This is a genomic window from Pedobacter cryoconitis, assembly GCF_014200605.1.
Taxonomy (GTDB): domain Bacteria; phylum Bacteroidota; class Bacteroidia; order Sphingobacteriales; family Sphingobacteriaceae; genus Pedobacter; species Pedobacter cryoconitis_B.
In genome coordinates this window covers 39,797-63,645 of sequence record NZ_JACHCE010000014.1, presented here as the reverse complement: position 1 = coordinate 63,645, position 23,849 = coordinate 39,797, and the positions used below count along the sequence as shown (strand labels likewise).

General features: G+C 38.1%; 22 protein-coding genes. 11 read left to right on the top strand and 11 right to left on the bottom strand.

The features are described from left to right. The first annotated feature begins 6 nt into the window (after positions 1-6). Positions 7-624, top strand: coding sequence for a LysE family transporter (locus HDE68_RS26085; RefSeq protein ID WP_183885625.1), 618 nt, complete (start codon positions 7-9; stop codon positions 622-624). A gap of 5 nt (positions 625-629) precedes the next feature. On the opposite strand, the gene HDE68_RS26080 is transcribed toward HDE68_RS26085, so the two are convergent. The 9 genes from HDE68_RS26080 to HDE68_RS26040 form a co-directional block, all read right to left on the bottom strand. Continuing rightward, positions 630-1,667 (bottom strand): DUF2157 domain-containing protein, encoded by a 1,038-nt coding sequence (locus HDE68_RS26080; protein ID WP_183885623.1) that lies wholly within the window; start codon positions 1,665-1,667, stop codon positions 630-632. 89 nt (positions 1,668-1,756) lie between these two features. Continuing rightward, positions 1,757-3,985, bottom strand: coding sequence for a cation:proton antiporter (locus HDE68_RS26075; RefSeq protein ID WP_183885621.1), 2,229 nt, complete (start codon positions 3,983-3,985; stop codon positions 1,757-1,759). 52 nt (positions 3,986-4,037) lie between these two features. Then, positions 4,038-4,397 (bottom strand): hypothetical protein, encoded by a 360-nt coding sequence (locus tag HDE68_RS26070; protein WP_183885619.1) that lies wholly within the window; start codon positions 4,395-4,397, stop codon positions 4,038-4,040. A gap of 119 nt (positions 4,398-4,516) precedes the next feature. Next, a complete protein-coding gene (locus HDE68_RS26065; protein WP_183885617.1) occupies positions 4,517-5,452 on the bottom strand; it encodes a bifunctional riboflavin kinase/FAD synthetase in 936 nt (311 codons plus the stop codon). A gap of 15 nt (positions 5,453-5,467) precedes the next feature. Next, on the bottom strand, positions 5,468-6,331 hold the full coding sequence (locus HDE68_RS26060; RefSeq protein ID WP_183885615.1) for a YitT family protein: 864 nt from the start codon (positions 6,329-6,331) through the stop codon (positions 5,468-5,470). Positions 6,332-6,339: 8 nt separating this feature from the next. After that, on the bottom strand, positions 6,340-7,089 hold the full coding sequence (gene truB / locus HDE68_RS26055) for a tRNA pseudouridine(55) synthase TruB (protein WP_411267971.1): 750 nt from the start codon (positions 7,087-7,089) through the stop codon (positions 6,340-6,342). Between the two features lie 24 nt (positions 7,090-7,113). Continuing rightward, positions 7,114-7,908, bottom strand: coding sequence for an undecaprenyl-diphosphate phosphatase (locus tag HDE68_RS26050; protein WP_183885611.1), 795 nt, complete (start codon positions 7,906-7,908; stop codon positions 7,114-7,116). 7 nt (positions 7,909-7,915) lie between these two features. Then, the gene (locus HDE68_RS26045) at positions 7,916-8,140 is read right to left on the bottom strand and encodes a DUF3098 domain-containing protein (RefSeq protein WP_183885609.1); all 225 of its coding nucleotides are present in this window, start codon (positions 8,138-8,140) and stop codon (positions 7,916-7,918) included. Positions 8,141-8,146: 6 nt separating this feature from the next. Further along, the gene (locus HDE68_RS26040; RefSeq protein ID WP_183885607.1) at positions 8,147-9,025 is read right to left on the bottom strand and encodes a cell division protein FtsX; all 879 of its coding nucleotides are present in this window, start codon (positions 9,023-9,025) and stop codon (positions 8,147-8,149) included. A gap of 185 nt (positions 9,026-9,210) precedes the next feature. Here HDE68_RS26040 and leuS point away from each other — a divergent pair, with 185 nt between their 5' ends. Both leuS and HDE68_RS26030 read left to right on the top strand, forming a co-directional pair. Continuing rightward, entirely contained in the window at positions 9,211-12,006 is a 2,796-nt protein-coding gene (gene leuS, locus HDE68_RS26035; protein WP_183885605.1) for a leucine--tRNA ligase, read from the top strand. A gap of 343 nt (positions 12,007-12,349) precedes the next feature. Beyond that, the gene (locus HDE68_RS26030; RefSeq protein ID WP_183885603.1) at positions 12,350-14,788 is read left to right on the top strand and encodes a TonB-dependent receptor domain-containing protein; all 2,439 of its coding nucleotides are present in this window, start codon (positions 12,350-12,352) and stop codon (positions 14,786-14,788) included. 379 nt (positions 14,789-15,167) lie between these two features. Here HDE68_RS26030 and HDE68_RS26025 read toward each other — a convergent pair whose 3' ends face one another. After that, entirely contained in the window at positions 15,168-16,799 is a 1,632-nt protein-coding gene (locus tag HDE68_RS26025; RefSeq protein ID WP_183885601.1) for an ABC transporter substrate-binding protein, read from the bottom strand. Positions 16,800-16,844: 45 nt separating this feature from the next. On the opposite strand from HDE68_RS26025, the gene HDE68_RS26020 reads away from it, so the two are divergent. Further along, on the top strand, positions 16,845-17,300 hold the full coding sequence (locus HDE68_RS26020) for a hypothetical protein (RefSeq protein ID WP_183885599.1): 456 nt from the start codon (positions 16,845-16,847) through the stop codon (positions 17,298-17,300). On the opposite strand, the gene HDE68_RS26015 is transcribed toward HDE68_RS26020, so the two are convergent. Next, positions 17,297-17,818 (bottom strand): NADPH-dependent FMN reductase, encoded by a 522-nt coding sequence (locus tag HDE68_RS26015; RefSeq protein ID WP_183885597.1) that lies wholly within the window; start codon positions 17,816-17,818, stop codon positions 17,297-17,299. The two genes, HDE68_RS26020 and HDE68_RS26015, sit on opposite strands and share 4 nt — an antisense overlap. A 179-nt stretch (positions 17,819-17,997) precedes the next feature. Here HDE68_RS26015 and HDE68_RS26010 point away from each other — a divergent pair, with 179 nt between their 5' ends. From HDE68_RS26010 to HDE68_RS25980, 7 genes are all read left to right on the top strand, one after another. Next, positions 17,998-18,801: a ParA family protein gene (locus HDE68_RS26010; protein ID WP_068406272.1), complete on the top strand. Its 804-nt coding sequence runs from the start codon at positions 17,998-18,000 to the stop codon at positions 18,799-18,801. A 9-nt stretch (positions 18,802-18,810) separates the two neighbouring features. After that, on the top strand, positions 18,811-19,728 hold the full coding sequence (locus HDE68_RS26005; protein WP_183885595.1) for a ParB/RepB/Spo0J family partition protein: 918 nt from the start codon (positions 18,811-18,813) through the stop codon (positions 19,726-19,728). Beyond that, positions 19,728-20,342 carry a DUF5683 domain-containing protein gene (locus tag HDE68_RS26000; RefSeq protein ID WP_183885593.1) on the top strand — a complete coding sequence of 205 codons (615 nt, stop codon included), beginning with the start codon at positions 19,728-19,730 and terminating at the stop codon, positions 20,340-20,342. The genes HDE68_RS26005 and HDE68_RS26000 overlap by 1 nt, the downstream gene beginning before the upstream one ends. Positions 20,343-20,386: 44 nt before the next feature. Continuing rightward, complete coding sequence (dapB, locus tag HDE68_RS25995) at positions 20,387-21,127, top strand: 4-hydroxy-tetrahydrodipicolinate reductase (RefSeq protein WP_183885591.1); 741 nt, start codon at positions 20,387-20,389, stop codon at positions 21,125-21,127. Between the two features lie 8 nt (positions 21,128-21,135). Continuing rightward, entirely contained in the window at positions 21,136-22,332 is a 1,197-nt protein-coding gene (gene lepB / locus HDE68_RS25990; RefSeq protein WP_183885589.1) for a signal peptidase I, read from the top strand. Between the two features lie 294 nt (positions 22,333-22,626). Beyond that, positions 22,627-22,944, top strand: a complete 318-nt coding sequence (locus HDE68_RS25985) for a hypothetical protein (protein WP_183885587.1) — start codon at positions 22,627-22,629, stop codon at positions 22,942-22,944. Between the two features lie 116 nt (positions 22,945-23,060). Beyond that, positions 23,061-23,840, top strand: coding sequence for a phosphatase PAP2 family protein (locus HDE68_RS25980; protein ID WP_260171872.1), 780 nt, complete (start codon positions 23,061-23,063; stop codon positions 23,838-23,840). The last annotated feature ends 9 nt before the right edge of the window (positions 23,841-23,849 follow it).

The window sequence follows — 23,849 nt, the reverse complement described above, 5'->3', positions numbered from 1 at the left end:
TAGCGCATGCTTTTTCTAACCCTATTCCTTGGAGTACTTCTTAATTCAATAGGTTATATCCCACCTGGAAACATTAACCTTACGGTAGTACAAATCACTATTACCAGGGGAATAAAACAAGCTTTATATTTTATTCTTGCATTTTCCTGTATTGAAGTGCTGTTCACATTCGGTGTAATGAGATTTGTTCAGTGGCTTTCTAGCGAGATTAAAGTAGGTAATTATATCGATGTGGCGATGATTGTCATGTTCACTGTTCTTGGGGTGATTACCTGGAGATCGAGGAAAGAAATGCCGAAAGCTGATTATTCGAAGAAGGATAGTATCAGATATGGAATGTTACTTGGAGTACTTAATCCTATGCAGATCCCATATTGGTTATTTGTCGGGACCTACCTGATTTCACATGAGTGGATTGATATTGGCTATCTTTCCCTGACTATTTTTAGTATTGGATCGGGAATTGGCGCAGGGGTAGCTTTGTACGGCTTTGCCAGATTTGCACAGTATATACAGACAAAGTTTGCATTGAGCAGTTATGTCGTCAATAGGGCCATCGCTCTTCTTTTCTTCGCACTTTCAGCTTATCATGTGATCAAACTGAGCCTCGTCTATCTGAAGTAACCGTTTTATTTTTTCAGGAACTCTACGTTCCAGATCTTTTCAGCTTTACGCCCGATCAGCCAGAAGGAGGCCGCCAGAACACTAAAGAAGAGGGCTTTGTGCCAGCTATCCCAAAAATATTCGAAGTAACGGGTGTAGAGGTTGATGAATAAGAAAGTTATCCCGAATTCCCTGGCGATATCATCCCTGTATTTCAGGCCGGCGAAGATACTTGCTACGCAGGCAACTGCCGAAATAATAGCCCAGTAGAAAAGACTTATTTGTTTGATACCATACCATTTATCCAGCGTCCCGAAATTACCAAATACGGAGATTAACCACAGGGATATGAAAAGATATATCATCCCGCAGATATAAGTGGTATCGTAGAATTGTTTGAAGATTTTTACGTTTTTCAGGGATAATGAGATTGCTGTTAAGGCAAGTCCAAAAGCGACGAACCGTAAAGGGTAATTCATCCCCAGAAAATAAAGATTATCGCGGGACATATAGCCGGTCTCTGTTCCGAACCATGCACCAAGGGAAATTAATACGAAAATCCAGATGAGACGTGATTTAAAGAGATAAGCTAATATACCGTAGACGAATACTGAAAACAGGATGAGCAGAGAGATATTCCCGTCTCCTTTGTCAAAGGCTTTACCAAGATAGGCAATGGCATTAGCGGTTAGCATAACGGCAGTAAAGATAATTGCATCGTTACTGAAGACCTGCATAGGCATTGTCTTTTTTCGCGTAAAGCTTATCTTATAAAGCACCCCGGCGGCTATAGCTGAGATTAAACTTATAATACTGTTAGGAGTATCATATAGATTTTTTAAGTAGTTGAGAAATTTATTGTCGATGAGTAAGGCCCCAAGAGAGATTACCCCACAGGCCATCGCTACCCAGAAGGAATATTGGGCAAGCCTGCGCCAGTCAAAAGATTTAGCCTCGTAGCTTGCCTTTAATTTATCAACATCGGTTGGGGTAAGCAGATTTTCTTCCTTCCAATGGTCAAGCATTTCATCTAAAAAGTCACTCTTTTCCTGGTCTATCTTCATTTTTTAGCTAGTTGAGCCTGAACTTTGTTTTTTTGCAGAGTTCAGGCTTAACGAAGCTAATGGTTTAATTGAATAAACAAAAAATTAATTTAGACTTTCTTTAACAGATCGGGTATCTTTTTATTATTACCTACTATCCAGACGATATCTTCATTCTCAAACATGAGGTCAGAATCGGGATTGAGAATACGTACACCATTGCGTTCAATACCTACCACTAAACCCTGTGTCTTTTCGCGGATTCCAGATTCCCGGATGGTCTGGGCAAAGACTGGTGAAGAGGTACTGATTACAATCTTTTGAAGGGTCATATCTTTTTTAGGGAATGCACTTTCCTGATTTTCGTTGGTTGTGCCCTTAAATAGTTCGCCAACTGCTGCCAGCTGGTCGTCGGTACCAATCAGCATGACTTTATCATTTGGATATAGCCTTTCGTCACGTCCGGGAGTAGGAATCATCATATTGCCTCTCTCGATCAGGGCAATATTTACACCATACTTTTCTCTGATGGCCAGTTCTATCAGCGACTTCCCTACCATTGAGGATTCAGGAGCAATAGTTAATTCTGTTAAGTGGGTGTCCCAGGGCAGGATTTCGGGCTGTTTATTTTGTTCCTCTCTTGCATTGAGATTGTAAAGAAAACGGTGTTCTAAACGGTCATAGAAAGCCTGAAGTTTTCTGGAGAAGATGATCATTCCGGTGATGATCAATGCGAGTGCAATGACCATAGCAATCCAGGTATTATAGAACTGAAAGATCAGGAAACATACGGCAAATAAAGCAAGCGCGACTCTTAATACCTCGAGGGCAATTAGCGGGCCACGGGTATATTTTTTATTCAGCCATAAATGAGAATGGGCCTTCCGCTCAATCCTCCGGATAGCTAATGCCCATAAAAAGGGAGCCATCACGATCAGCGAAATAATCAGACTAATGATGATTCCTTTATTTCCGTTAATCAGGTTTTTGGTGATAAAGGGATGCAGGTATCTTGAGCCCAGAAAGATAATGGCAATCAGGATTACGGAATGGATAATCGTATTGAAAGTATATGATTTTAATAGGGTCTTCCAATCACTCATTGTTGTAATTCCTGCTGTACTGGAACTGTATCTGTTAATGGCAGCTACCCAGCTTTTTGGAAGCCTGCGCTCCAGAAAAAGATAAAAAGGTTCCGATGCTTTAATCAGGTAAGGGGTAGTAAAAGTGGTGATCGCAGAAACTGCTACTGCAATGGGGTAAAGGAAATCACTGGTTACTTTCAGGGTCAGGCCAAGGGTTGCTATAATGAAAGAGAATTCTCCGATCTGCGCTAAACTCATTCCGGTTTGTACAGATGTTTTAAGGGGCTGACCGGATACCAGGGCACCTAAGCCTGAACTCAGAAATTTACCCAGCACTGTAGCTATTGTAATGACCAGGATCGGCACTGCATAATCAATGAGGATGCCTGGATCAATCAACATCCCTACAGATACAAAGAATATGGCTGCAAAAAGATCTTTTACTGATTTAGTGAGGTGCTCAATTTTTTCTGCCTGCGTAGTTTCAGCCAGGATAGAACCCATAATAAAGGCACCTAATGCGGGAGAGAACCCAACTTTGACTGCTAGTAATACCATCAACAGACATAAGGCAATTGAAACGATAAGCATAGTCTCATCGTTCATTAATTTCTTTGTGGCTTTAAGAAATGACGGAACCAGGAAGATACCACCTATAAACCATAGAATAAGGAAGAAGAGCAGTTTCAGAATCGAGAAAACCATCTCTGTCCCGGCAAATTGCTGGCTCACGGCCAGGGTAGAAAGTAAGACTAAAAGTAAAATGGCAACAAGATCTTCGACGATCAGGACACCGAAAACCAGACCTGCAAACTTTTTGTGTTTAACACCAAGCTCTTCGAAGGCCCTGATAATGATTGTTGTAGAGGAAACGGACAAAATCCCACCTAGGAAAATACTGTCCATGGTTTTCCATCCCATTGCTTTTCCGGCGACAAAACCAATGAGAAGCATACAAATGACTTCTACGATCGCGGTTATGGAAGCTGAACCGCCAACTTTAACCAGTTTTTTGAAACTGAATTCCAGTCCAAGACTGAACAGTAAAAAGATGACTCCAATCTCAGCCCAGATATGGATGCTTTCATTATCGGTTACGGTAGGTATGAATTGAATATGGGGTCCAACCAGTAAACCGGCCAGAATATAGCCTAGTACTAATGGTTGTTTAATTTTTTTGAAAAGCAGTGTTGTTATTCCAGCTGCTGCGAGTATTAAGCCTAAATCAGTTATTAATACGGGTAGGTGTAACATACATGGTATTTAATTGTAAAAAAAACGGGTTATTGATTATGCTGTTAAGGCTTTACCAGAAAACGTGATTTGGATACAAGAAATCGTATATGAAGTTATAATGGAGATGTGTTTGTGCATTGTATACTTTGACCGTTGTATTTCTGACTGATTTGCTTTCAGGCAGACGGAACAATTGTAAACAGACGATAGATTGTTTGTTTAATCCATGTTGTATCAGTGTCGGGTGCTCTAAATCATCCTCGTTTAAGTTGGATACATCTTCGTGCTGTGTTTTACTGAACTGATGATGAAGGGAAATAGACTTTATTTCTAAAGCCTGATTATGGGTAGCCCGAATACGCCCAGGCTTTAAGGCAAAGCATGAATTCGTTATGAAAAAGATTGTGATAATCATTAGAAAACGCCTCATTATTGTAAATATACAAAAAAAGAGGCGTTTTCTTTAGTGATATGGAGTTTTTTATGATAAATAAAAGCCTGTTCAGCTCAACAAAGATGAATGCGCTGATCTGAAAAAGGTGTACCTGATTAACGGTGACTTTCGAAATAAGCTAAGGTATCTTCTTTATCTTTTTGTAATTGTAATTTAAGAGCTTCCAAACCAGTGAATTTTACATCATGTCTCAGGAATTCCATAAAGTTCATTTTGATGTATTGCCCATATATTTCCTGATCAAAATCAAAGATATTGACTTCTATATTTCTGGTCATTCCATTAATGGTTGGGCGCTGACCAATATAGGCCATGCCTTTATAGGTCTCATTTCCCATATCTACAGTTACCGCATAAATTCCGTCCGAAGGGATGATTTTATAAGGCTGTTCTATAAATATGTTTGCTGTTGGAAAACCGATGGTACGCCCTATCTTATCACCTTTAATTACGGGACCATAAAGGGAGAAATTATAACCAAGATATTTTGCAGCCAGACCAACCTGTCCTTCCAGTAGGGATTTCCTGATTTTAGTAGAACTTACAGCAACATCATTGATATCCTGTTCTTTGATCTCTTCTATTTCATAACCATATGGACCAGAAAAGGCAACCAGATCTGTCATGCCTCCCGAACGATCTTTCCCGAAACGGTGATCGTAACCGACAATTAACTGTTTAATTCCGATCGTATCTACGAGAATGTTCTTGATATATTCAGCAGGGCTAAGGTTAGAGAAGTCACGGGTAAATGGAGTAATAATTAAGTGATCAACTCCTAAACCTGCTAATATCCCAGCCTTTTCTTCAATGGTATTGATCATTTTCAAGTCCTGGTTTTCAGGATCGATAATCAACCTTGGATGAGGGAAAAAAGTAAGGATTACACTTTCACCGCCCTTAGCTTTGGCCAGTTCACAAAGTCTTTTAATGATTTTTTGATGTCCGAAATGTACGCCGTCAAATGTACCTATGGTTGCAACCGCATTATTCAACCTTTTAAATTCAGAAAGGTGGTTATATATTTTCATTGGAATATCTTTAAATTAATGCAGGGCATGTCTTTTTACTACTCCACCCTTAATGTCAGAAATTTGCTGCTGCACAATAAAAGCATCCGGATCTATCTGACGGATTTCATTTTGCAGTTTACCCATTTCAAGTTTTGTAACTACTGTATATAAAATATCAATTTCTTTCTTCTCTCCGTATCCGCCTTCACCTTTGTAAATGGTTACACCTCTTTTCATATCGTTGATCAGGAATGATTTGATGTCTTCTTTCTTCTCGGATATAATCGTTACTCCGATGTACTGCTCCAGTCCGTTGACTACGAAGTCAATAGTTTTCGAAGCTGATAAATAGGTAAGGATAGCATACATAGCGGTTTCAATATCCAGAAAGATCGCTGCGATTCCAAAAATTATGATGTTCAGAATAAGAATAATATTCCCAACGGTTAACATACTGTTTTTACTGATATACAGGGCCAGTACTTCTGTACCGTCAATCACACATCCGCCCCGCATAGCCAGACCAATACCGCCACCTAAAAACAGACCCCCAAAAAAGGCGATCAGTAATTTATCATGGGTAATTGGCTGAAAAGGCAGAATGATCAGGAAAATAGCTAATACAATAATAGCCAAAGCTGTCTTTATGGCGAAAGCTTTACCTATTTGTGAATAACCAAGAATCACAAAAGGAATATTAATCAGCAGGATCAGATAGGAGAGTTTGAATCCTGTCAATGTACTGATCAATAATGATATACCAGTTACACCACCATCGATAAACTCACTTGGCATCAGGAAGCTTTTAAGACCGAAACAGGCAGAAACAATGCCAAATCCAATCAGGATAAAATCTTTTAGATGACGTAAATAGGAGTTTTTCAGATGACTGTGCATAATATATGTTAGCTGTTTGTAGCGGATTGTTCTGCCGCTGCGGCTTCTCTTTTGTTTTTAAGGTATTCAACCAGATCAGTAACTTCAAAAGCATCTTCCAATGAAAAATTACCACTTCTGGTGCGTGTCAGCTTAGCTAAGTATGCACCGTTTTCAAGGTGTTTTCCGAAATCAGAAACTAAAGATCTGATATAGGTGCCTTTGCTGCAGACTATTCTAAAATCAACCTCAGGTAAAGCAATGCGGGTAATTTCAAAAACAGGTACAGATACAAAACGAAGTCTTAATTCTTGTTCTTCTCCTCTGCGGGCTTTGACATATAAACGTTCTCCGTTTACTTTTACCGCAGAGTGTGCAGGTGGGTACTGTTGTATATCGCCAGTGAATGGCACAGTAGCAGCATAAATAGCTTCTTCTGTTAAATTTGTAAGCGGATATTCCTGATCTACAACAGTCTCCATATCAAATGATGGAGTTGTTGCGCCCAGAATCATGGTTCCGGTATATTCTTTATCTTCTGCCTGAAAGGTATCAATCTGTTTAGTCAGTTTTCCTGTACATAAAATCAGCAGACCTGTGGCCAGCGGGTCCAATGTACCTGCATGGCCTACTTTTAACTTCAGTGGTTTTAATGAATTCCTTATCTTTCCTACTACATCAAAACTTGTCCATTTATAGGGTTTATTGATGAGTAATAACTCTCCTTCGGCAAAATTGAAGGTTCTTTCCAGTAACTTTTGTGCGCTCAAAATGGTAATCTAAATTAAGCTGCAATTTACACATTAAATTATTTGCAGGTTATGCCCGCTATATATTAATACAATGATGATCAATCCAGCAATGATACGATACCATCCAAACACTTTAAACCCATGTTTGTTCAGGTAACCGATAAAACTTTTAATAGCGAGTAAGGCTACAATAAATGCGATAACATTAGCAATGACAAGAAGCTGAATCTGATCGTGGCTAATTGTATTTCCTTCTTTGTAAAAATCGAATAACTTTTTTCCTGTTGCTGCAAACATTGTAGGAACAGCTAAAAAGAAAGAGAATTCAGCAGCTGCTTTTCTGCTTAATTTCAATGACATACCGCCAACTATACTTGCGCCTGATCTGGATGTACCCGGAATCATGGCCAGACATTGAAAAAAACCAATTTTTAATGCAGTAAGATAACTGATCTCTTCTTCTTCATGAATAGTCGGTTTGTTAAACCATTTATCAACAAAAAGAAGGATCACCCCGCCAACAACTAAAGAAACAGCAACTGTCAGCGGACTTTCCAGCATCTGATCAATCTTTTTACTCAGCAGTAACCCGAAAATTGCTGCAGGAATAAAAGCAACCAGTAGTTTAATATAGAAACCAATTGTTTTGAAAAAACGCTTGAAATATAAGACGACTACTGAAAGTATGGCGCCAAGCTGAATAGCAATAGTGAATAATTTAACAAAAGGATCGGATGCTATTCCCATAAAGGAAGAAGCAAGGATCATATGACCGGTAGAAGAAACTGGCAAAAACTCAGTCAGTCCCTCTATAACAGCGAGAATAATGGCATCTATAAGAGTCATCTGAAGCTTACTTTTTCAGGATTGCGTAAATACCAAATCCAAATCCAAAAAGGACAACCATCGGGGCTAAAAGAGTTTTTCTTAAATCATAGATGTCTGTTGTACCCATCATTAACAGGAATCCAACTACAACTATAGCAACGCTGATTAGCAGCAACTGATAATTTTTTTTGGTGAAAACCATTTCATTGTTATTGTCTTGCGTTGCAGGACTAGTTTTTTTCTCAATCATTTGCTATTATCTGTAAAGGTCGTAAATTTTTAAACGTAAATATTTGCTTACTGCAAAAGTGGTGCTCAGCGCGGTCAGGAAAATTCCCATACCTACTAAACCTAGCAGAACGATACCAAATTCGGTATAATTTCTAAGAATAATGATTTCAGGTATTTCTTTTTGTGCGTAATACAACAGACCCAATAAAATAAGAATTGCAATGAAAGAAGCAATCAGGCCATGAAGCATTGCCCAGAAGATAAAGGGTTTGCGGATGAAGTTTTTCGTTGCACCTACTAATTGCATACTCTTGATCAGGAAACGCTGAGAATAAATTGCCAGTCTGATTGTATTATTGATCAGTGCAATAGAGATTACCAGTAGTATAGCTGCAAATCCCAATACAATTAAACCAATTGTATTGATGTTTTTGTTCACCATATCAATTAATGAACTCTGATAAATTACTTCTTTAACTACAGGGTTCTTACTAATATTTGCTTTCAGTGCATCAATGCTTTTATTGTTTGCATAGTCTGCCTTCAGGTAAACATCTACTGTAGACAACAGCGGGTTATAACCCAGAAAATTCACAAAATCCTCTCCTAAGTCGTTGGTCAGGTTTTTTGCAGCCAGCTCCTTATTCACATATTGTGTCTGTTTAACAGCTGGATTTGCATTCAGTTCTTTTTGAAACTGTAAAACGTCGGCTTCTTTTGCACCTTCGTCAACTATAATGTTTAATACAATATTCTCTTTTACATAGTTAGAAAGGTTCTTAGCATGTACCAGTATAAGTCCTAATACGCCAAGCATCAACAAAACCAGGGTTATACTAAATATAGTAGAGATATAAATGGTTTTCGTCTTCTTAGAAGCATCACTAACTTCAAATTCTTCCATATTTTATGTGTTGGGTGTATTTTATGTTCTGCGAAAATAAAAAAATATATGCAAAAATATACCTTTTAAACGGGTAAAATATCTTGTTTGGTATGAATATCGTTTATATCGCTAAAGTTCTTTTGATAAGGCTTCTAAAACCTCCTTAATTTCTTTATTTTCGCGGTATATAAAGGATTTTTGTAATGGATTACCAATTTAAAGAAATAGAACAGAAGTGGCAGGGGTTTTGGGCAGCACACCAAACGTTTAAAGCAGAGGCAACATCAGCTAAACCAAAATTTTATGTGCTTGATATGTTTCCTTACCCATCGGGTGCAGGTTTACATGTTGGCCACCCACTGGGTTATATTGCCTCCGATATATTTTCAAGATACAAAAGATTAAAAGGTTACAATGTTTTACATCCGATGGGATATGATTCATTTGGATTACCAGCAGAGCAGTATGCCATACAAACAGGTCAGCATCCGGCTTTAACTACTGAAGCAAATATCAGTACTTACCGTCGTCAGTTAGATCAGATTGGTTTTTCATTTGACTGGAGCCGTGAAGTACGTACCAGTGAACCTGAATATTACAAATGGACACAATGGGTTTTCATGCAATTATTCAATTCATGGTATAACCTGGAAACAGACCGTGCAGAAGATATCAGTACTTTAATTGAAAAATTCAATGCTTCGGGCAGTGCTGATGTAAAAGCAGCAAGTGATGAGGATGTGAAAAACTTCATGCCAGGCGACTGGGCAGCCATGACCGCAGAAGAAAAACAGGAAGAACTGTTGAAATACCGTTTAACATTTTTGAAAGAGAGTACTGTAAACTGGTGCGCTGCATTAGGTACAGTATTAGCTAATGATGAAGTGAAAGATGGTTTCTCTGAGCGTGGCGGCCATCCTGTGGAACAGAAAAAAATGATGCAGTGGAGCATGCGTATTTCTGCTTATGCGGAACGTTTGTTACAAGGCTTAAATACGATTGACTGGCCGGAACCGGTTAAAGAAATGCAACGTAACTGGATTGGTAAAAGCGTAGGTGCAAGTGTGCGCTTCAAAATCGAAACCGATGCGGATATCAATACAGATTATATCGGGGTATTTACCACACGTGTGGATACAATATTTGGTGTTTCTTATGTGGTATTAGCTCCGGAACACGAACTGGTAGCTGCATTGACGACACCAGAACAGTTGAGTGACATTAAAAACTATATAGAACAAACTAAGAAGAAATCTGAATTAGACCGCATGGCGGATACAAAGACAGTTTCGGGTGCTTTTACTGGTACTTATGTGGTTAATCCTGTAAGTGGTGAGCGTATCCAATTGTGGATTGCTGATTATGTACTTGCCGGTTATGGTACAGGTGCGGTAATGGGAGTGCCAAGTGGTGACCAGCGTGACTGGTTATTTGCAAAGCATTTTAATTTGCCGGTTGTTCAGATTCTTGATGCGCAAAAAGATATTGATGTACAGGCTGACAGTACTAAAGAAGGCCATTATATCAATTCTGGTTTTATCAATGGTATGACTTATACGGAAGCGATAACTACTTTGAATAAGTGGCTGGAGGATCAGGGAGTAGGAAAAGCTAAAGTGAATTTCCGTATGCGTGATGCTATTTTTGGTCGTCAGCGTTATTGGGGAGAGCCTATTCCTGTATACTTTAAAGATGGTTTACCTTATCTGATTAAGGAAGAGGAGTTGCCTTTATTATTACCTGAGGTAGATAAGTATTTACCAACAGAAACAGGTGAACCGCCATTGGGCAGGGCTGAGAGCTGGACTTATGAAAACCAATATACTTATGAACTGAGTACAATGCCGGGATGGGCAGGTTCAAGCTGGTACTGGTACCGTTATATGGATGCTCATAATGATACTGAATTTGCTGGTAAAGAAGCAATTGAATACTGGAAGGATGTAGATTTATATATCGGCGGCGCTGAACATGCTACGGGGCACTTACTTTACAGTCGTTTCTGGAATAAGTTTTTAAAAGATCTTGGTTATGTAAATGAGGAAGAGCCTTTCAAAAAACTAATTAACCAGGGGATGATTCAGGGCAGAAGTAATTTTGTTTACCGCGTTGCTGACGAGTCTGGCAGAGGTACAAATACATATGTTTCTCATGGATTGAAAAATGACTACAAAACTTCGGCATTACATGTGGATGTAAATATTGTAGAAAATGAAATCCTGAACCTTGAAAAATTCAGGTTGTTCAGACCTGAATTTGCTGAAGCTGAATTTATCCTGGAAAATGGTAAGTATATCTGTGGCGTAGAGGTGGAGAAAATGTCTAAATCTTATTTTAATGTCGTTAATCCTGATGTGCTGATTGCTAATTACGGTGCTGATACATTGAGAATGTACGAAATGTTCTTAGGACCACTTGAACAAAGTAAGCCATGGAACACGAATGGGATTGAAGGGGTATTCAAATTTCTTCGTAAATTCTGGCGTTTATTCCACAATGATTCTTGGGAATTCACTTTGTCAGATGCTGAACCTACAAAAGCAGAATTAAAAGCATTGCATAAGATTATTAAAAAGGTACAGGATGATATTGAACGTTTCTCTTTCAATACTTCGGTATCCAGCTTTATGATTGCAGTGAATGAATTAACAGATCTTAAATGTAATAAACGCAGTATCCTGCAGGATCTGGTTGTTGTTCTTTCGCCTTATGCTCCGCATATCACAGAAGAGCTCTGGGCATTGTTGGGTAACAGGGATAGTTTAGCTTATGCTGCGTATCCTGAATTTAACCCGGCTCATTTAGTGGAAGATGAATTCAGTTATCCTGTTTCTGTAAACGGTAAAACAAGATTAAACTTAAATCTGAGTTTGGCTCTCGAGGCTAAAGAGATTGAAGATATTGTATTGGCTGATGAACAGGTGCAAAAATATCTTGAGGGTAAAACACCTAAAAAGGTAATTATAGTTAAAGGCCGTATTGTAAATATTGTGATTTAATAAAGTCATATCAATTTACGGCATATAAAAAGGTCATTGAGGGTTTTAACCTTAATGACCTTTTTTTTTACCTGTTTTTATAGTTCAATCGAATAATTCCATACTATAGTTATGGTAATTAAATTTTCATTATCCGGAGGCTTTTTTTAATCTATTTGAAAATAGAGAAGGCGGGGTTAAATTCAAAGCTGAATCCGAAAAATAATGGATGTTGATTTGCCGGCAGATTCCTGTCATTCACCGGCCATAATCGCCTAAAGGGCAAAAACAATTTTAAATAGCCTGTAACAAACTTAGATTTGTGCTGACTAATCAACAATAAAGAATCACACAATTAAAAATTATGAAAAGACTATTACTATTATTTGCCTTCCTGGGATTGATGCAGCAGGTTAGTGCGCAATTCAATCTGGGTGGGGGAGCGCAAAAAGTAACAATAACGGGTAGAATAAGTGCAGTAATTATAGACTCGGCTACAAAACAACCTGTTGATTATGCAACGGTTTCATTAATCAGGGTAAAAGACAGTAAATCGGTTAACGGTGGCGTTACTGATGCTAAAGGAAAAGTTTCATTACAAAATGTAGCTCCTGAACAGTATAAATTACTGATCGGGTTTATGGGATATAAAAGTAAAACTGTACTGGTTAAAACAAGCCAGGAAAAACCTGATGCCAACTTAGGGACTATTTACTTAACTGGCACGGAGAGTAATCTGAAAGAAGTTGCTATTGTTGGTAAAACTCCAATGATAGAAACTAAAATTGATAAACTGGTTTACAATGCAGAACAGGATGTGACTACTGCTGGTGGTAATGCGAGCGATGTGATGCGTAAAGTGCCAATGGTTTCTGTGGATATAGATGGAAATCCTTCTTTGCGTGGAAGTTCTGCTGTAAGGGTTTTGATTAATGGAAAACCATCCGGAACAATGTCAAATAGTGTTGCTGATGCCTTAAAAATGATCCCTGCGGAGGAGATTAAAAGTGTTGAAGTTATTACCAGTCCTTCTGCAAAATATGATGCAGAGGGTGCAGGTGGAATTATTAATATCATTACTAAGAAAAAAACTGCTCAGGGTATAAATGGAAATGCGGCGCTATCTGTTGGTACACGCCAGAATAATGGGAATTTTAGCTTGAATGCTAAAAAAGGACGCCTGGGAATAAGCTCGAACTTTGGTGTTCAGTATGCTATTCCACAAGATACGAGAGTTGTTTTAGAGAATGATGTCTATAGCAAGCAATCCAGTATTTTTCAGGATGGTTTTACCAGGGCGAAAAGATACGGCTATAATGGTAGTGTAGGATTGGATTATGATATCAATGGCTATAACAGTCTTTCTACAAATATCAAGTACAATGATTTTACGAATGGTTCAAAAGGGAATTCTAATGTAACCAGCAGTATAATGGATAGTATATTGAGAACTGCTAATTATATACGTGCCTCAGATAATAATAACAGTCTGAATAATATAGACTGGAGTGCTGATTACAGAAGAACGACCAAGAAAGAAGGTGAGGAATTTACGGTTTCAGGACAAGCTAGTTTCGGTAGAAATACAGCACTGTTTAATACAAGATTAATTAATCCTGACGGATCTTTGTTAGCTCCTGATGTGATTGGTGATAATACAGGTAAAAACAATGAATATACTTTACAAACCGATTATGTATACCCGTTTAGTAAAACTATGACTCTTGAAACAGGTGTTAAAGGTATTTTGCGTAAGATAAAAAGTAAATATGAAAGTAGTGAGCAGGATTTTGATTATAAACAGGATGTAGGTGCTGCTTATGGTGTCCTGAGTTTTAAATTAGCTAAAACGCTTGATGTAAAGGGAGGGTTAAGAGCTGAATATACTGACATTAGCGGTGTTTCCGGATCTTCACTGAATTTTAATAATAACTATTTTAACTTATTCCCAAGTGCCATTATTTCAAAAACACTGAAAGGTAACTCGACATTAAAATTAAGTTATAACAGAAGGATGCAAAGACCAAGTTTATCTTATCTGAATCCTTTCTTGAATAGGAATGACCCGGAAAATCAGCAACAGGGTAACCCGAATTTAAGTCCTGAGATTAGTGATATTGTGGAACTTGGTTATTCAACATTTATCAAAGGGTCTGTTATTAATGCATCTGTATTTTACCGTACTACTCAGGATGTTATCGAGAGTCTGTTTCTTCCTGAACAAAAGCTGACTACCTATTTTAACGTGGGTAAAAATAAATCATATGGTGCTAATGTGTTCGCTACTTATAATCCATTGCCAAAATGGACTTTGATGGGGAACTTTAGTTTAAATACTTATGATTTAAGAAATTCTCAGACGAATCAGACTACGGGTGTATTTGTGAATTATACAGTATTTGCGAGATCTGCCATTTCTTTCAAAGGTGGATGGAATACAGAACTTTTTGGCGTGTATAATGCATCGAGAAGAACTTTTCAGGGTACTTCTGGACCAATGGCTTTTTATGGCGGTGCATTTAAGAAAGATATCATGAAAAAGAAAGCCACAGTTGGTATTAACGTGTTAAACGTGTTTTCAAGAGACCTGCATATTCATAATGAGAATAAGGGAGATGATTTCCGTCAGAATATGAATATCTATTATCCTTTAAGATCTTTTGGAGTTAACTTTAGTTATAAGTTTGGTAAAGTTACTTTTACTGGTCCGAAGAAGAAAAAGGGAATTAATAATGATGATTTGAAACAGGATGAAGGTGCTGGTGGATTAGGCGGAGGTGCTGGAGGAAGTCCGAAACAATAGTCTAAACTATTTTTAATAAGAAAACCACGTTATTGTTTTCTGATCAGATTCCTTTGCCGGAATTAATGGGATCAGAAAATAATAACGTGGTTTTCTTATAATTGCTCTATTTCGTTAATTGATAATTGAGCGGCCTTTTTCAATGCCTTTGATTTCACCTCTGCAGAAAAGAATATCCCGCTCTTCTTTGAAAAATGTTGTTATTGAACCCAGAGCTTCTTTAAATTGTGTTTCTAAACTGCGTAACTGAACTAGTATTCTAAGCTGATTGAGACAACGGTTTTCAGCTAAATCACTCCCTGAATTGGATTTTACTTCCTGTAATTTTTTTTTATTACTGAAGCAGGATTTTCTTTTTCAATTTAGCTAAAATAGCCAGTTATTTCTTTTTAACTCTTTTCAGGATCATTACGCTTAATGGATTAATCGGATAACCGCTGATGTTATTTTGCAGCATGGTAACAGACTGATCATATAAAATGGGTACAATAGAAGCATTTTCAATCACCATATTATCCATTTTCTGGTACAATAAGTAACGTTTTTTGGCGTCGTTTTCATAATAACTCTGCTCAAACAACCGATCAAATTCTTTGTTGAAATAGCCGGTATAATTAGGCCCGTAGGGTACACGGTTTTTCGAATAGAACACAGAAAGATAGTTTTCTGCATCCGGATAATCTGCAATCCACGAACCCCTGAAAAAATTAACTTCGTTTTTGGACATTAGCTCCCGCAGGCTGGAACTTGGGGTGACATCTACTTTTACTTTCATACCCAGCGAATTAAGTTCTCCCTGTATGAATTCAATCAGATCTTTATAAGTAGTGGATGTGCTTAAGGTTAACTCAGGCATTCCTTTACCATGGGGATAACCGGCTTCTGCAAGTAATTTTGCTGCCTTTACAGGGTCATAATGATAACCTTTTACTTTAACGCTATCGAATCCAGGCATTCCTTTGGGCACAAAACCAGAGGTGGCTGGTGTTCCTGTGCTGTTTCGCAAATACTTGATTAATTTTGGTTTATCTATTCCGTAATTAATTGCCTGACGGACTTTTTTGAATCTCAGCGGAGAGTTTCTAACGATGGACTTTGAAGTGTCTACCAATATTCCAACATACTCTGTACAAAGGTATGCACCTTTAATTAACTGGAACTTTCCTTTGTATTTGCTTGTCATATGACCGCTCTTGGTTAAAATATCATCACGATAACTTCCATCAACGCTGTAAAAAAAATCTAAATCTTTTTTAATGAAAGACATGAAGGCACTTTGTTTATCGGTGATAAAAGAAACTTTAACGGCATCCAGGTAGGGAAGACGGCTGCCATTTTCTTTCTCCCAGTAATTTTCGTTTTTCAGCAAAACAAGTATTTCTTCTTCCTTCCAGTATTTAAAACGGAACGGACCAGTACCTATAGGGTGGCTTCTAAAGTCTTTTCCATAATAATCGGCTACTTCATGCGGTACAACTACACAGTATTGTGTGGTCAAAAGATTGAGAAACGCAGGGAAAGGTTTGATTAAATGAATGATTAAGGTTGTGTCATTGAGTGCTTCGAAGCTATGACTGTCTTTTATTTTATCGCTGAAAATCCAGCCTCCTGAAGACGCAACTTTGGGGTCAGAAAGGCGGTTAAAGCTATAGGCGAAGTCTGCGGCAACAACTTTTCTGCCTTTTCCATTAGGGAAAAGAGGATCGTTATGAAAAAATACATCATTTCTCAGGTGAAAAGTATAACGTTGTCCGTCAGCAGAGACTTCCCATGATTTGGCAATAGCAGGAATAGTATTTAGCTGGCTGTCTGCCTGAACCAACCCGTTAAAAAGCTGATTCATCATCCATATTGCAGGCTGGTTACGGGCAAAAGCCGGGTCTAATGAGGTAAGACTCTGGTCAAAATTCAGGTTAAAGACTTTTTTACTCGCGTCTTCTGATGCAAAATGACAGCCACAGACAGCAATAACACATAAAATGTAAAAAATATTTTTTATAATTCGGGGCATCAGGTCAGGAATATTACTTTTGCACAAAGTAATAAATTAATCGATATGTCTTTTTTAAATGCACTGATAAATAATGTTGAGGATGAAACGCTGCGTGAAGATTTGCAGGAGCGTGTGGATATTATTCTGCATAAGATTAAATTTATGGAGAAAGTGCCTGTAATATGTCTGGATACAAACAATACACCTAACCATATTTTTAATGTGTTAATGGAGACCGTTGGCGGCGAGGTCCTTGAAATTGTACAACAGGCAAAGGTACTGATCTATCATCAGACCAACGTGGGGATTGGTCAGATGATGGGACTTGTTCCTGCGCTCTTAGAAAAGGAATGGCCTGCAGTAGCTTACAACAGAGTTTACCTGATGGAAGACACTTCTGCCTTTTTAAGTGATCCTGTATCCTTTGTTGAGGCTATGGAAGACATGGCAGAAATGCTTTATCCCGGTTATTTTATTTTCGGTAATGAAGGTAAAAACTGGACAGCCTTTGCTGTTTAATAAGCAATGAACTTATCTATCTGCTGCCCGGTAAATTTTAAAGTATCTTCTTTATAAAAATTTCCATGCTCATCCAGCTCTGTTTTAATAGCCGGAATGTGCAGGCGCAGAGGGAGTACATGCAGGTGCAGATAGCTGCAAACGCCACCAAAATGATCAATACCCCTGATATTCCCATATTTACCTGAGGAGATACCTACAAGGCAGGCTTTTTTATCATAAAAGCTGTCAGGGAAGTCGCAGGCGTCTATTAAGGTCTTCAAAACACCTGGAAAACTTCCATTGTATTCTGGAATAATAAAGACGAATTTTTCAGTTGCAGTAATTTGTTCCTGTATTTTTCTAAACTCAGGAGATCTTTTTCCGTATAAATCGGAGATAATTAACTGCTCTGGAAGATCTGTCAGGCTCAGTATATTAGCCTCTTGTCCCTTTTTAACTAGCGTGTCCTGATAATATTTTGCGACTTTCAGCGTATTGCTTCCAGGTCTGTTTGTTCCGGAAATGATCGTAATCATGTAAAAATTGTTGATAAGATGTTTAAAACACTCTATTGTTTAACACTAATATTGTCATTTAGTTTGTATCTTAGCTAATTGTTAAAAAGCCCCTAAATGTAGGTAAAAATAGCGTTTTTTACATAAAGGATCTAATTCACAAATTCTCAGGAAATAATTGGTAATTATTAAAAAGATAAATGAGTAAAATTATTGCATTGGCAAATCAGAAAGGTGGAGTCGGTAAAACAACTTCATCTATAAATTTAGCCGCCAGCCTGGCCGTATTAGAATATAAAACTTTATTAGTAGACGCAGACCCTCAGGCTAACTCTACTTCTGGAATTGGGTTTGATCCAAGAAGCATCAAAAATAGTATCTATGAGTGCATCATTAATGATGTAGAACCTTCAGAGGCTATTCAAAAGACAGAGACACCTAATCTGGATTTATTACCAGCACATATTGATCTGGTTGGAGCAGAAATTGAGATGATCAATCTGACTAACAGGGAGTATAAGATGAAAGCTGTTCTGGAGAAGATTAAAGACCAGTATGATTTTATTATCATTGATTGTTCACCTTCATTAGGTTTGATTACAATTAATGCGCTAACTGCTGCCGATTCTGTTATTATTCCTGTGCAATGTGAATATTTCGCGCTGGAAGGATTGGGGAAATTGTTAAATACTATAAAAATTGTACAAAACAGGTTAAACCCTGAACTGGAAATTGAAGGCATTCTGCTGACCATGTATGATGTACGTTTACGTTTGTCTAATCAGGTAGTTGAAGAAGTAAGAACTCATTTTCAGGAACTTGTATTTGATACAATCATACAGCGGAATACCCGTTTAAGTGAAGCACCTAGTTATGGGATTTCGGTCATCATGCATGATGCAAATTGTAAGGGAGCAATAAATTATCTGAACCTTGCCCGTGAGATTGTCCGTAAAAACGGATTAGTCAAAGAAAACCAGGGTTTGACTTCTGCAACTATTTAAATATAAAGAATGACATCGTTTCAGCGAAAAACAGGTTTAGGTAGAGGATTAAGTGCACTTTTGGATGATTCAGAGTCTGCTCATCCGCAAAAAAATGCGATTAACCCGGTCAGTGAGACTGAACAGAAAGCGCAATCGAACAGTATAGGTAATATCAAAATCAGTGATATCACAACTAACCCTTATCAGCCGCGTTCTGAGTTTGATCAGGTTGCCCTAAATGAACTGGCCGATTCCATCAGGGTACAGGGGTTAATCCAGCCTATTACTGTGAGGAAAGCTGAAGGCGGAAATTACCAGTTAATTTCCGGAGAAAGACGTCTGAGAGCATCTAAACTAGCAGGATTAACAGAAATTCCAGCTTATGTGCGGGAAGCCAATGACCAGCAGATGCTGGAAATGGCCCTGATTGAAAATATTCAGCGTGAAAATTTAAATGCAATTGAGGTTGCATTGAGCTTTCAGCGTATGCTTGAAGAATGTAATCTTAAACAAGAACAATTGGGTGAGCGTGTAGGTAAAAACAGGTCAACTGTTACCAACTATCTCCGTTTACTTAAATTGCCTCCTGCGATACAAATCTCAATTCGTGATCAAAAAATCTCTATGGGACATGCCCGTGCGTTGATTAGTGTAGAAGAGACGGATAAACAGTTGTTTATTCATCAGGAAATAATTGACAAAGGGTTATCTGTACGTAAAGTTGAAGAATTAGTCAGAAGCATTAATAGTCTTCAGATGAAACCTAAAAGTGCGAGACAGCCATTAGGCGTGTCTTTTGAATATCAGAAACTGCAAAAAGATCTGGCTTCGAGATTTGCTACTAAAGTGAAACTTAAAGTTGGTGAAAATGGTAAGGGTGCAATTGAAATTCCCTTCGTTTCTGATGATGACCTGAGCAGAATATTAGAATTATTAGATTGGTAATGTCCAAAAAACTACTGTTATCGGTTTTGTTTTGCTGCACTGTGCTTGCAGTTAGCGGACAGGAGAAATTTACTGTTAAAGGTGATAGTCTTAAACGTACCCCTGTGAAAGCAGATACGGGTTATGTAAATCATGGCCGTATTGCAGGTAGAAAAGCTTTGTTCAGGTCTGCATTGATCCCGGGATGGGGACAGTATGGAAATGGACTGACTGTTTACCGCGGAATAAAAATAGCTGCGATCTATACTGGAGGGACTTTGCTGGTTATGTCTTATATTCAGAATACCAGTAAATATCATGAGTACCTTAAAGAATTGCAATATAGAGCGCAACATGGAAATAATCCTACTCCGGGAAACTATCTTGCTAATGTCAGTACTGACGGTTTAACAACAGCTAAAGAAGTTTACAGAAGAAACAGAGAGGTCGTTATTTTTTCTATTGCCGGTTTATATATCGTGAATATTGTTGAAGCCTATGTTGATGCCAGACTTTCATATTTTGATATCGGCGATAACCTGGCTATCAGAATTTCGCCTACTGTAATCGGTTCTCAAACCATGTATGGATATAATGCTTTTAATCCGGGTATAAAGGTTGCCTTTAGATTCTAGATTTCGATATGATTTACCAACCATCTTTTTAAAAACAAAAATAAATGAATATAGCTTTAATCGGTTACGGTAAAATGGGTCAGATTATTGAACGTTTTGCTATCGAAAGAGGACATGAAGTTGTTCTGAAAATTGGCATTGATAATTTGGCCGACCTGACTGTTTCTAACTTAAGAAAAGCAGATGTAGCGATAGATTTCAGTACACCTGATGCCGCTATTAACAATATATATACTTGCTTTGATGCAAATGTACCACTTGTTGTAGGTACAACTGGCTGGTATGGACAATTACAGGAAATCAAAGATGAATGTCTGCGCCGTAACAATACCTTGTTATATGGGTCTAATTTCAGTATTGGGGTAAATTTGTTTTTCCATATTAATGAAGTACTGGCAAAAGTGATGAATAATTATCCTGTATATGATGTACAGGTAGAAGAAATCCACCATACACAGAAACTGGATTCACCTAGTGGTACTGCAATGACAATTGCAGAAGGTATTATTGAAAATCTGGACCGTAAATCTGAATGGGTAAATGAACTGGACGGTAACCCGGCTATTGATGTACTTAAACAGGAGCAGGTATTGATTGCTTCACAGCGAATTGAAAATATCCCTGGTACACATACTGTAATTTACAGTTCAGAAGTAGATGAAATAGAATTGAAACATACGGCTCATAGTCGTGCCGGTTTTGCATTAGGTGCGGTTGTAGCTGCTGAATGGTTGCAAAATAAGCAGGGATTCTATAATATATCAGATATATTTAATTTAAAATAACAAAACATATGAATTGGAAGTTCTGGCAAAAAAATAATGATACTGCGCCAAAAAAGAAAAAGACTAAAAGCAGAGAGTGGTTTGATGCCGTTCTTTTTGCTGTAATTGCTGCAACTGTTATCCGCGTATTTTTTATTGAGGCTTATACAATTCCTACAGGATCTATGGAGAAGTCGCTGTTAATAGGTGATTTTTTATTTGTGAGTAAAGTGAATTATGGGGCAAGGATACCAATGACTCCGGTAGCTTTCCCTTTTGCACATCATACAATGCCGGTTACCGGGACAAAAGCTTACTACGATGGTATACAATGGAAATATCGCAGATTACCTGGAATGCAGGATATCAAAAGAAATGATGTTGTCGTTTTTAACTTCCCTGATGGAGATACTGTAGCGCTGGAAGCTCAGGATAGAGATTACTATGATATGGTACGTTCTGTTGGCAGACAGGCTATTCAAAGTCAGTATACAATTGTCAGCAGACCCGTAGATAAAAGAGAAAACTATATTAAGCGTTGTATCGGAATCAGTGGTGATATATTAAGTATGTCAAACGGTCTTGTTACAATTAATGGTAAAGCTGAACCGATGAAAAATACGGGACAGATTGATTACCTGGTAAAATTTAAAACCAGTGATGTAAATTTCCAGTTATTTGAGGAAATGGGTTTTGTTATAGACAGGGATATCAGTGCTGTATCTCAGGATAGCTATAATTTTGTGGGTACACCGGTAATGATGGATAAAGTAAAGAAACTTGATTTTGTTGCTTCTGTAGTTACCCGTACTGCTGCACCTGGTGCTGCGGAACCTAATGTTTTTCCACAGGACCCTAACAGAAAGTGGAATGCTGATAACTGGGGCCCGATACAGGTGCCTAAAAAAGGATGGACTGTGAAGCTTGATAGTGTTTCTATGCCTTTGTATCAACGCGCTATTTCTATTTATGAAGGTAATAAGGTGGAAAAGGTTGCTGGTGGATGGTTGATTAATGGTGTGAAAACCGATAGTTATACTTTTAAAATGGATTATTACTGGATGATGGGTGATAACAGACATAATTCACTGGATTCAAGATATTGGGGATTTGTTCCTGAAGATCATATTGTCGGAAAAGCTTTGTTTATCTGGATGAGTTATGATACTAACGGTTCTTTCTTTAGTAAGATTAGGTGGGGACGTTTGTTTAACGGTATTCATTAGGCCTGTTTCTTCATAGACTGAACGGGAAATAAAAAAATGTGCTGTGTTCTGGCTGGATTAATTGCCTGAAGGGGCAAAAGAACGCCAGCTCATCGCATTAGCACATTTTTTTATTTTCTATCCTCCTGTAGTATGATTTATACAGACCTGATTCATTGCTATTGGCAGGTGGCCTGGGTGGTGTTTTTAGTTATGCTGTTTTAGAGTATCTGGCAGTAATTTTGTTCTGGTTTAAGAGATGAATTTTATTAGATGATGTAATCTGATGATTTCTTTATTATCTTATGCTGTTAGATGAGATTATTGGCTTACATAGGGGGATTATTAGTACTGGTGCTTACTTTTGTACCATGTGCTGATAACGCTGTCTTTTTTACTGCTTTAAGTGAAGATTCGGGGATAGAACAGATTGCTTCTCCTGATACAGCAGATAATGATCATTATAGTCTTTTTTGTAACGGTTCCTGCCATGCTATGGCTTCTATAATTCAAGAGGCTCTGGTTATTAATATTCCGTTTAGTTATTGTACCCGCATGCTCCCGATGCATGTGTCTGTGGCTTTTAAGTCCATTGATTTGCCGTTTTGGCAACCTCCAGAGTTATTTTCTTAAATATTCTCATTTTTAATTCTGATTTCCTTTCGGGGGAGTTTTTGCTTGATGATTTTTTATTATCCGGTTTAGTGATGAAGGTGGATTGTAGTCTCTGGTGTGTATATAAATAGCATATGAAGTTTTTAAGTTTTATTGTCATGGTATACTTACCAGTGATTGTGTTTGCTCAGCAAGATGTGCTGAATAAGGATTCAAATAATATGAATAGTGGGGTATCTGCGGTGAAAATGCGTGGATTGAATCCTCCTAAAATTCAATCATTTATTGTACCTGGTGTTTTAATCGGCTATGGTTTGGTTTCCCTTGGGGATAATGGGATCAGGAGATTGGATTTTAATATACAGAGAGAACTGCAAAGGAAGCATCCTGATTTTTCTGTACGTATAGATGATTATCTCCAGTTTGCTCCTGTAGGGGCTTTTTATGCGTTGAATCTGGCGGGTGTGAAAAGTAAGCATAGTGTGGTTGATGGAACAGCCCTTTTTGTTCTATCCAGAGCCTTTGTGTTTATTACCGTCTCCTCAGGTAAATCAGGGATTGGACGGGAACGGCCGGACTTTGCAGATCGGAAGTCTTTCCCTTCAGGCCATGCCGCCAATACCTTTGCGGCTGCAGAATTTCTAAATCAGGAATATAGGGATGTATCTCCGTGGATTGGATATGCAGGTTATACCGTAGCTACAATTACGGGTGTACTAAGAATGTATAATAATAAACACTGGTTAAGTGACGTAGTTGCTGGGGCAGGGGTGGGGATTGCTTCTACAAAGCTGGCTTATCTGATCTATCCGAATCTCAAAAAGCTAATTATGGGCAAACAGGTCATTAAATATTCTCTGGTACCTATGTATCAGCAAAAGGCAGCAGGACTCTCTTTCAACGGAACGTTTTAGAAGTATCCG

What these genes read in the sequence shown, in the direction of transcription:
- HDE68_RS26085 (WP_183885625.1), top strand. Translation starts at nt 7, where the DNA reads ATGCTTTTTCTAACCCTATTCCTTGGAGTACTTCTTAATTCAATAGGT.
- HDE68_RS26080 (WP_183885623.1), bottom strand. Translation starts at nt 1,667, where the DNA reads ATGAAGATAGACCAGGAAAAGAGTGACTTTTTAGATGAAATGCTTGAC.
- HDE68_RS26075 (WP_183885621.1), bottom strand. Translation starts at nt 3,985, where the DNA reads ATGTTACACCTACCCGTATTAATAACTGATTTAGGCTTAATACTCGCA.
- HDE68_RS26070 (WP_183885619.1), bottom strand. Translation starts at nt 4,397, where the DNA reads ATGAGGCGTTTTCTAATGATTATCACAATCTTTTTCATAACGAATTCA.
- HDE68_RS26065 (WP_183885617.1), bottom strand. Translation starts at nt 5,452, where the DNA reads ATGAAAATATATAACCACCTTTCTGAATTTAAAAGGTTGAATAATGCG.
- HDE68_RS26060 (WP_183885615.1), bottom strand. Translation starts at nt 6,331, where the DNA reads ATGCACAGTCATCTGAAAAACTCCTATTTACGTCATCTAAAAGATTTT.
- HDE68_RS26050 (WP_183885611.1), bottom strand. Translation starts at nt 7,908, where the DNA reads ATGACTCTTATAGATGCCATTATTCTCGCTGTTATAGAGGGACTGACT.
- HDE68_RS26045 (WP_183885609.1), bottom strand. Translation starts at nt 8,140, where the DNA reads ATGATTGAGAAAAAAACTAGTCCTGCAACGCAAGACAATAACAATGAA.
- HDE68_RS26040 (WP_183885607.1), bottom strand. Translation starts at nt 9,025, where the DNA reads ATGGAAGAATTTGAAGTTAGTGATGCTTCTAAGAAGACGAAAACCATT.
- leuS (WP_183885605.1), top strand. Translation starts at nt 9,211, where the DNA reads ATGGATTACCAATTTAAAGAAATAGAACAGAAGTGGCAGGGGTTTTGG.
- HDE68_RS26030 (WP_183885603.1), top strand. Translation starts at nt 12,350, where the DNA reads ATGAAAAGACTATTACTATTATTTGCCTTCCTGGGATTGATGCAGCAG.
- HDE68_RS26025 (WP_183885601.1), bottom strand. Translation starts at nt 16,799, where the DNA reads ATGCCCCGAATTATAAAAAATATTTTTTACATTTTATGTGTTATTGCT.
- HDE68_RS26020 (WP_183885599.1), top strand. Translation starts at nt 16,845, where the DNA reads ATGTCTTTTTTAAATGCACTGATAAATAATGTTGAGGATGAAACGCTG.
- HDE68_RS26015 (WP_183885597.1), bottom strand. Translation starts at nt 17,818, where the DNA reads ATGATTACGATCATTTCCGGAACAAACAGACCTGGAAGCAATACGCTG.
- HDE68_RS26010 (WP_068406272.1), top strand. Translation starts at nt 17,998, where the DNA reads ATGAGTAAAATTATTGCATTGGCAAATCAGAAAGGTGGAGTCGGTAAA.
- HDE68_RS26005 (WP_183885595.1), top strand. Translation starts at nt 18,811, where the DNA reads ATGACATCGTTTCAGCGAAAAACAGGTTTAGGTAGAGGATTAAGTGCA.
- HDE68_RS26000 (WP_183885593.1), top strand. Translation starts at nt 19,728, where the DNA reads ATGTCCAAAAAACTACTGTTATCGGTTTTGTTTTGCTGCACTGTGCTT.
- dapB (WP_183885591.1), top strand. Translation starts at nt 20,387, where the DNA reads ATGAATATAGCTTTAATCGGTTACGGTAAAATGGGTCAGATTATTGAA.
- lepB (WP_183885589.1), top strand. Translation starts at nt 21,136, where the DNA reads ATGAATTGGAAGTTCTGGCAAAAAAATAATGATACTGCGCCAAAAAAG.
- HDE68_RS25985 (WP_183885587.1), top strand. Translation starts at nt 22,627, where the DNA reads ATGAGATTATTGGCTTACATAGGGGGATTATTAGTACTGGTGCTTACT.
- HDE68_RS25980 (WP_260171872.1), top strand. Translation starts at nt 23,061, where the DNA reads ATGAAGTTTTTAAGTTTTATTGTCATGGTATACTTACCAGTGATTGTG.